This window comes from Flavobacterium croceum DSM 17960, assembly GCF_002917885.1.
Classification (GTDB): Bacteria; Bacteroidota; Bacteroidia; order Flavobacteriales; family Flavobacteriaceae; genus Flavobacterium; species Flavobacterium croceum.
In genome coordinates this window covers 1-8,556 of record NZ_PQNY01000030.1, presented here as the reverse complement: position 1 = coordinate 8,556, position 8,556 = coordinate 1, and the positions used below count along the sequence as shown (strand labels likewise).

Annotated in this window: 8 protein-coding genes; all 8 read right to left on the bottom strand. The window is 30.0% G+C overall.

What is annotated here, in order from left to right; all coding sequences use genetic code 11:
• Positions 1-209: 209 nt before the first annotated feature.
• Positions 210-1,157: an alpha/beta hydrolase gene (locus Q361_RS12635; protein ID WP_146047029.1), complete on the bottom strand. Its 948-nt coding sequence runs from the start codon at positions 1,155-1,157 to the stop codon at positions 210-212.
• 20 nt (positions 1,158-1,177) lie between these two features.
• The gene (locus Q361_RS12630) at positions 1,178-2,857 is read right to left on the bottom strand and encodes a S41 family peptidase (protein WP_169929313.1); all 1,680 of its coding nucleotides are present in this window, start codon (positions 2,855-2,857) and stop codon (positions 1,178-1,180) included.
• A gap of 100 nt (positions 2,858-2,957) precedes the next feature.
• Entirely contained in the window at positions 2,958-3,317 is a 360-nt protein-coding gene (locus tag Q361_RS13790) for a helix-turn-helix domain-containing protein (protein ID WP_169929312.1), read from the bottom strand.
• Positions 3,318-4,194: 877 nt separating this feature from the next.
• On the bottom strand, positions 4,195-4,551 hold the full coding sequence (locus tag Q361_RS12620) for a hypothetical protein (RefSeq protein ID WP_103727096.1): 357 nt from the start codon (positions 4,549-4,551) through the stop codon (positions 4,195-4,197).
• The gene (locus tag Q361_RS12615) at positions 4,541-4,951 is read right to left on the bottom strand and encodes a hypothetical protein (protein ID WP_103727095.1); all 411 of its coding nucleotides are present in this window, start codon (positions 4,949-4,951) and stop codon (positions 4,541-4,543) included. The genes Q361_RS12620 and Q361_RS12615 overlap by 11 nt, the downstream gene beginning before the upstream one ends.
• Positions 4,952-5,021: 70 nt before the next feature.
• A complete protein-coding gene (locus tag Q361_RS12610) occupies positions 5,022-5,843 on the bottom strand; it encodes a helix-turn-helix domain-containing protein (RefSeq protein WP_103727094.1) in 822 nt (273 codons plus the stop codon).
• A gap of 187 nt (positions 5,844-6,030) precedes the next feature.
• Positions 6,031-6,672, bottom strand: coding sequence for a hypothetical protein (locus tag Q361_RS12605; protein ID WP_146047027.1), 642 nt, complete (start codon positions 6,670-6,672; stop codon positions 6,031-6,033).
• An 865-nt stretch (positions 6,673-7,537) separates the two neighbouring features.
• On the bottom strand, positions 7,538-7,918 hold the full coding sequence (locus Q361_RS12600; protein WP_103727092.1) for a hypothetical protein: 381 nt from the start codon (positions 7,916-7,918) through the stop codon (positions 7,538-7,540).
• Positions 7,919-8,556 lie beyond the last annotated feature (638 nt).

Genomic DNA, 8,556 nt, shown 5'->3' with positions numbered 1-8,556 from the left:
TGTAAATCTCCTCGTGTTCCGTATGTGAAAATTCCTATGTTCATTTAGTTTTGTCTTTTAGTTTGTGTTCGGTCATAATATGGCACATAACGTTTCGGCGCTTGGCGAGGTTGCGAACTTCGGAACCGATTATTTTCTATCAAAGATAAAATTTATAGCGAAATGTAAACGTGAATTTACTACAAATTCGCAATCTTGCCAAACGCCTGTTACCTGCTGGCTTTGTTATCGAGATTCTTTATCCATTTTATTATTTGCTTCGGGTCTGCAATACTCCAAGAATTAGGATGTCTTACCTTGTTTGGCATTCTGTAACCTTTGTTTGATGTCGTAATCAAAATAGCATTTTTGTTACCTAACCTTTGTAGTTCATTAATCATTGCTACTTGGTCAATGATGTTGCTATATGATAAATCATAATTACGTTCTTTTAAATACCACTGAATGTCAGGTTCTGAAATAATCATAATTGGAATTTCAATTAAGTTTTTTATTGCTTTTTGTGTGGTGTCAGAGAACGAATACGGTGATTGTGAATGATAATTTTTCAATGCTGTTTCTGTTGTTCCGTCCATTTCTTTTTCTATTCGACTAATCATATAGAAAATTTCATCATTAACTTTTGTAGTATCTGATAGCCTTATAACTCTTTTTGCTCCATTATAATAACGTTCCCAATCGAGAATTGGATTGATTGCAAAAATTGCTTTCGGTTTAATTTCATAATTTTCTTGAACTGCTAATTCAGAATATTTAACAGCACAAGTCCCGCCAATTCCAAACCCTCCAATATAAAAATCTTTGTCTTTGAGTTGATATTTAGAAACAACAAGTTGAATAACTTCTTTTAGGGATTCTTGAGAAGCCTTATCACTTCCCCAATATGTAGAGCCTGTCTTTAAAACGGGCATAATTGTCAAGATGCCATTTTTTGAAGCAAATTTTGGAATTTCGGTTTGAGATAATACACTATTTGGTGAATTTCCAAAACCATCTAACAGTACCATAAATGATTTTACAATTTCATTTTTTGGAAAAACAGCGATGTACATATTTGAGGTGCTGTCCTTTTCATTCAGGTAAACTGTTTCAGTTCTCTGTCCGTAAGATACGTTAAAGATAAAAATTGTAAGTAAAAGTTTTATGCTTCTTCTCATTGTTTTGGTTTTCTTAAGTTTTATTTATTCTGAATAAGTTTCATAGTATATTCTAATGGAGTATCTACATCAAGTAGATAATCTTCAATAGTTTGTACACTATAGTAATGTGGCAGAACGCCTCCGTTCTCCGAAATAGAATCAACATTAGTGATATGAGTATATCTTCCTATTGAATAGAATACTCCTGTATTTTTAAGACTTAACATTTTTTGTCCAGCCGTATAAAAAACAGCTCCATTTGATTCTTCTCCAATAATGGTACCTATATTGAGATGCTTGGCAAGTGCAAGTAATTGACCTGTAGTTGATGAAGCTCTTCCGTCTGTTAAAAAATAAACAGCTCCCTTATATCTATTATCAAAAGGTGTGAATGGTTTAAGTTTAGCATCATTGGGTGGTGCTACTTTATAATATGTAAAAGGTTTTTCAGCCAAATATTGTAATAAATATGAAGCACCCCAAGAATTTCCACCACCATTTCCTCTAACATCAATAATTAGACTTTTTATATTTTTATTATTAATTTCTGTAAAACTGTCATCTATGAATTTTTTTATAATTGAAAACCTATTACCATAAAAATCCCAATGTTTTATGGTAAAAAGGGCTGTGTTTTTCTGTTCTCCTATGAAATCAAGGCATAACGTTTCTTTGCAAGAATTTAGATTTTTTAGTTGAAATTGATATGTTTCTAACATATTTAATACAAATGGTTTCTTTTTGCCTTTAATAACTATTTCATATCTTTTTGGAAAGCCAAAGGAGTATGGAATCATGGCCGTTGATTGCCCATTGAATAAATGCCTTTTTACGGCATTTCCAACATTCCCTTGTGAGCTAATGTGTTTATTAATATCTTTAATAATTTCCGTGCTACTTTTCCCATTTATTAAACGAATTTCTGTTCCAGATTTTACCATTTTCTTATTGATTAAGGCATCTACAACATATAGTTTGCCGTTAATATTATACAATTCTATAGGGAAACGCAAATTGGCAGGAAGCATTTCACTTTCCTGTATAAAATACATAGGAATAGAGCTATGTCCACAATTTATATTGGCAACCAATTCACTGCAATGCCAAATAAATTCGCTATAAGTTGTAGTCACTGTTATTAATTTCTTTTTTTCTTCTACAACTCGCCAAAAATCTTCTTTCGGCATAAATTTATAAGGGTGTGGATTTACAGTGGTTAGTGTATTTGCCAATTCATCTAAGTCCTCCAAATATTGTTGTTTAGTATAGCCAATTTTGAATTTATTTTTATCTCGTGATTCATAATTTACATTTACTATAAAGCGTTCGGCATTTTCATTTTTAGGATTTAGTTCTAATGATTTTATATAATTTTTTATGGCTAATTCCTTATTGCCGTTTAAAAAATAAGCTTCGGCAAAACTGTCATAAGCATTAAATGAGTTGGGGAATTCAGAAACTAATAATTCAAATATTTTAAGAGCATCCTCTTTTCGATTGTCTTTTAATAATTGATATCCCAAATTATTGAGTTCATTTTCATCCTCAAAATTATACTCATTGGACGTTTCTTTTTTCAGCTTTTTATAATGATTAATTGCAGAATTGATATCATTATAATAAGTTTTAATGATAGTTTCTTTAATTGATTTTTTTTCTTGTGAATAACAAATACTGGTAGTAAAGAAAATTAGTAATAAAAGGATAAATCTGTTCATGTTCATTTTGAAAGCTTTTTACTGGATGCAAATTTATTTAAATCTCAAAAAGAAGAACAATTACGCTTGTATTAATAAGTTCTGATTTATAAAAAAGAACTTATTTTTGAGATTCATATTTTGAAGGTGTAGTACCAGTGTGAATTTTAAAAGCTTTATAAAAAGCTGATTTTGAATTAAATCCTGAAATATTCCCAATAGCTTCTATTGTATAATTTGATTTTGTGGTTATTAATAGCTTAGCTTCTTCAACTCTATATTTATTTATGAATTCTGTAAAGCTAATTTGTAAATTTTCATTTATTAGTTTAGATAATTCGTGAGAAGATATATCTAAATTTTGAGCTACATCAGTAAGTTTTAAATCTGGATTTTTATATGGTTTTTCAGAAATCATTAATGATATTAATCGTTCAATTGATTTTTCTGATTCTTTTGAGATATTTATGCTTTTTATCACTTTTCTTTTCTCAAATACCTTTGAAGTGATTTTTTTGTTGATAAGAAAAAATAAAAAGGATAAATAAAATATTGTCGAAAATATAATCGAACCTCCAACAAAATAATCAAAGGAAATAAATGTGAAAAAAGCCCAAATAATTAGTACAGAAGTTTTTACAGTTATCAGCCATTTAATTCTTAGAGAACTTTCATAATTTGATTTAATAAAAAAACTTGAAATTATTATGTAAACAAACCATTGTGCATTTATAATTGGTAAAATCGTTGATTTGTGAAGTTGTCTATAGTCTTTAAAAGGAATAAAAAACATTAAACAAACAACTACACAAACCCAAAATGCAATATGGGATTTCCAATGTTTTATCCAAAATGAGTTAGGGCTAATAATGCTTAACGCATAACTAAAGTACAAAGGGCCTATAAGTAAAAAAAACGCGGGACCAGATTGTAAAAACCAAATAGGCTCTTCAGTAGAAAATGAATAGAACAAAGACTTTAAAACTCTAAGGCTTAATATCAGTAGAAATAACCCAAAAAGTCTATTTTCTAATTTAGCGTAAGATTTACTCAATGATAAATGGAACGCTAATATTAGACTGTTAAAAGCTCCAATAGCTCCAAAAAAAAATAGTATTTGAGATAGATAATTCAATGATTCAAATGGAAGTTTTGTTATAGATTCTTATGGTTCTCTTAAGCTTGCAGGTAACGTTTTGGGGCTTTGCGAAGGCTGGGATTAGAAGTACTAATGTTCAAATTTAGCACAAAAGCTAATAGAAAGTACAAATGTTCAATTTAGCACTGAAGCCCAGCTTTTGCAAAACCCCTGTTACCTGCTGGCGTTTTCTTCGGTCTGTATGTCGCTATAAAAGTAACTAAATTTTTTTTAATTCTTTGTATCTTTCAAATGCACTTTTTGTCAATTCTGTTAGTTCTTCAAAAAGCTTGTCATCTATGTCTTTGAAGTTAAAACAGGATTTACCTTGCATTCTGTTTTTGAGTTCTTGGCTTATGTCGTCAAACAATTCAGGGTAATAATAAATCGGCATTAAATGAAAAGCTACATACGATTTCTTTATCTGAACTGCTCCAAAAAATTCTGCTTTTTTGTTGCTTTCAGTTGTTGGTGTGTTTAGGTAATAATTGTCTGCCTTATCGTGCAATATGGATAATTGCAATTCATATTGGCTTAAAATTGATTTCAGTTTTTCAAATGTTTTGCTATTGTCCATTTGATTTGAGTTTGTAAAGTTTATGTCCTAATAATGTTGAGGGAATAAAAACAAGTAAACCAACTACAATAAACCAAGTTGGGTGAGGCAAAGAGAAAAAGTTGGCTACTGCTGAAAGTGTCAAAATACAACCTGCAATAATGGGAAGTTTCTTGTTATCTGACTTGCTAATAAGTTTTATTAAAAACCCACAAAGTAATGAACCAATTATCCAACCTGCTAAAACCAATAACCAAAGTGAAATTGGCTGATTTTCGTAAAATGCTCTTATTGCAATAGTGTTTTTGTAGTCCAATGTTGTTGGTGCTGGGTGCAGATTACCATTAATGGTTTCGGCAATTAAGAAAGTTATTATGGCTGTTGCCAAACCTACAACTACTGAAAGAATATTTCGTTTCATATTTTTATTTTATTAAATGAACTGCAAAAGTAGTCCAACTTTTGTGGCGGAAATTGTAAAAATGTAACCATCATCGAAAAGGGATAAAATGTGGGACAATTTTCATCGTTGGATTTTGCTCTACCAATTTTACATATTCGGTGGGTTTTATATTGGTAAACCTTTTGAAATCGTTGTTAAAATGTGCTTGGTCAAAATACTCTAACTCGTAAGCAACATTTGTAAGTTTATCTGATTTTGAAGAACTAATAGTTTTTAATGTCGTCTGTAATCTATTCAAAGACGATAGCATTTTTGGCGAAACACCTGCATATTCTTTTGACAGGTTATTCAAGTGTTTTCGTGAGATATTAAACTGTTTACAAATTTCATTTATAGATAAGTTCGTTCGGTTGTCCAATAATATTTCTATGGTTGAAATAAGTTTTTTGTTGGGTAGTTTGTTTGTCAATAATTTGCGATAGAGAAAATTCTCAACGAATAAGAATTTTTCGTTCCAAGATTGGGCCTCTTGTAATTGTTCCCAAGTTTCGTTTGCTTCCTTGTTGAAAATGTTGTCAAGCGAAATATAATTGTCAGTATAATAGTGTAATGGGTCGTTAAGAAAAATAAATGCTCCCAATGTTTTAAACTGAACCACCAACATTTTGCTTGTTCCATAGCTTTCTACATTTGTTGGTTTGGTTTGAAGTCCTGCAACCCAATGTTTTTTGTAGTCAATATATTTTGTAAATTCTTTGTCAGTAAAAAGTTTAAAGCTGTCTTCAAGATTAAAAATTAAACTCATAGCGGTTTTAGGAAGTCCTGTTCCTTTGTTATTTCCTTCAATATAAATTATACTGTCAATATAATTGTCAAGAGGAAATTTCGGTATGTGTTTTTGATAAATCATTTCCGTCTGTTGAGGTTTGTCGGTGTCGTTCGGTACGCTTGCAGGTAACGTGTTGCCGCTTCACGAAGTTGCGGATTTTCAACACTTTTGATTACAAATATAGACAAAATTTAGTTTCAAAAATTACCATTTCTGATAAATCCCAAGCCCCGCAATTTCGTGAAACGGCTGTTGGCAGTAGTTTTTTTTAAAATTTAAATAAAACATTCACTTCATTCGAGAAATTATTTAATGTTTCATTACTTTCTTGACAATTTCCATTTCTAAGAAATTTGTATTTACCATTTTCAAAAATGTAAAAAAGTATACCAGAACCATCAAAACAATCTATCGTTATTTCAATTTTTTCAATATTATTTAGATTATACTTTTCATAAATTTTTATGAATTTATTAAATTCCTTTTTTGTTAATTTTCTATTTGTAATATATTTGAATTCGGATTTAAAACTATCAGTTTGTTCAATATATTTTGGTTTTGGAGCTAACTTTCTAATAAGTTTATAAGTGTTGTTTTTCTTTTCGATTCTAGTTATATAATCATCCCCAAATGCTGTCCATTCAATTATTTGATAGATTGTGTTTTCTTTATTTTCATTTTTATCAAGACATGCTAATGCAGGTTCATCATATGCTTCAAAAAATTTGCATTCAGAATTTTCTTGGCTAAATGCATTTTGAAATATAATAAAAAAAATAAATGCTAAATATTTAACGTTCTGTTTCATAAAATTGCTGCCAACGGGAAACGGCTTTGCGAAGGCGGGGCTTTTACACCTGAAATTTTTATTGAAAACTTCCCTAAGCAAAAAACATTTTCGTTTTTTCAAAATTACAAAAAATAAAAAAACGAAATGGTTTTTTGCGGATTAAATTAACTAAAAGTTCAACTCAAGAGAACTTCACCCCCGCTTTTGCAAAACCGATGTTGTGCGATGTGCCTTTCTCACTTATATTCCGTGTTTTTTTGTCAAATCTGTCTTAATTTTTCAGATTTTTGAATTTTCAATTTTTTGTCTGTTAAATTCCAAAAATTTTTTAAAAACAGGTTGCGAATTTTTTTCACGCAGTTTTATGCTTTTTTTTTTGTCAAAGTTGCATTTTTCAGCGCAAATTTTTGTCAGGCAAGTTTTTTTTTCACAAAGTTTTTAAAATTCAAAACCGAAAATTTGTCTCCGTTATTTTAAAATTTTTTTCCGTTAAGTTTTTGTCGGCGTTACTTTTATTCACAAAGTTTGGAACGCAATATTTGTTTCCGTTGAAGATATTCCGCCAAAAATTTTTGTTAATATTCAGACTTTGGCTTTTTGTTTCAGTCCGTTTTACAGAAAATGAATTCAGACCTTTTGCAGTTTTTTAGTTTGGTCTGGATTCAGTTTCTTCAAGATTCAAAGAAGTTGGAAATCTGCTTGTCAGCACAATTTTTGGCGGGATATCGCACAACGTTTCGGGTATTGCCGAAGGCGGGGATTTATAGCACCGAACTTCGATAGAAATACCACACTTCAAATATAGTAAAAAAGTTCAATAGAATTCCTTCAACCCCGCTTTTGGCAATACCTTGTTAGCGGTAGTTTTTTTTGAAATTCATTTTTTAAGTCATAATTAACTTCAAAACAAATTATTAATGATAAATGAAGTTAATTAGTATATTGATTTTCTTTTTGCATTTTTTTGTGAACGTTCATATTACTTTTATTCATTAAAAATTCCTTTCGTGTCAGTATTATCAGGACTAAAAAAAATTATTTTGTTTTCATTTCCATATTCAATTGCAATCCTTCCACAATTTTCGCATTCAAATATATCTTGTGTTGTTTCAACTAAAATATCTATAATTAAATCGTGTATCATATCAGAATTTTTCAAATTTTTTGGGTATGAATCACTAAAATTTTCTTTTATCCATTTATCTCTTTTATTTTGAATTATTGAATCTGTTAGATTATCTATGCTTTCAGTAAAAACATTTAAAACTTTTAGAACTTTGCTATCTGGTAGAATATATCCCTTATATGAAATGTTATCAGTCTGGTCTACAATAATATGTCCACATTTACATTTTATTTTCCCCATTATTTATCTTTTTAAAACGTTTTTTTGTTTGAAAAAATTCTTTTTGTCGGTTAATACGTTAGTTTGGTAAAAATTACCGCTAACGTTTCGCGGCTTGACGCAGAAGCGAAGCCAGCGAACAGCTAAATTTCTGTTAAAGATAAACATTTTCGTGAAAAATAGACTTCAATTTAAAATAAAATGAGCTATTGCGCCAAACCGCTGTTGTGTGTTCGGTTGCGAAAAATAATCTTCCTTTTTTTTAGTCAGTTTCTTTCGCTTTCGACGTCAATTTTTCCGTTTTATAATTTTCTTAAAATATTTCCGTTTTCAACTTTCCGCTTTCCGCTTTCTGCTTTCCATTTTTAGATTTCGTATCGTTGTTAGTTTTTTTAGTTCCTAAATATTTTAAATTCCGCAACGTTTAGAAGCAAACTTTTATTTGTCCGTTTCTTAAATTTTAGAAATGAATTTTGGTTAAAAGTCTCTAAAAAAACACAAAAAAGTTGATATTTCTTCTTCCGAATTGTTGTCTGCGGCGTTTTTTCTTCCGAAACTGACACACAACGTTTCGCGGCTTGACGCAGAAGCGAAGCCAGCGAACGGCTAAATTTCTGTTAAAGATAAACATTTTCGTGAAAAACAGACTTCAGTTTAAG

Coding starts and splice junctions, on each gene's coding strand:
- Q361_RS12630 (WP_169929313.1), bottom strand. CDS start 2,857: ATGAACAGATTTATCCTTTTATTACTAATTTTCTTTACTACCAGTATT.
- Q361_RS12635 (WP_146047029.1), bottom strand. CDS start 1,157: ATGAGAAGAAGCATAAAACTTTTACTTACAATTTTTATCTTTAACGTA.
- Q361_RS12620 (WP_103727096.1), bottom strand. CDS start 4,551: ATGGACAATAGCAAAACATTTGAAAAACTGAAATCAATTTTAAGCCAA.
- Q361_RS12600 (WP_103727092.1), bottom strand. CDS start 7,918: ATGGGGAAAATAAAATGTAAATGTGGACATATTATTGTAGACCAGACT.
- Q361_RS12615 (WP_103727095.1), bottom strand. CDS start 4,951: ATGAAACGAAATATTCTTTCAGTAGTTGTAGGTTTGGCAACAGCCATA.
- Q361_RS12610 (WP_103727094.1), bottom strand. CDS start 5,843: ATGATTTATCAAAAACACATACCGAAATTTCCTCTTGACAATTATATT.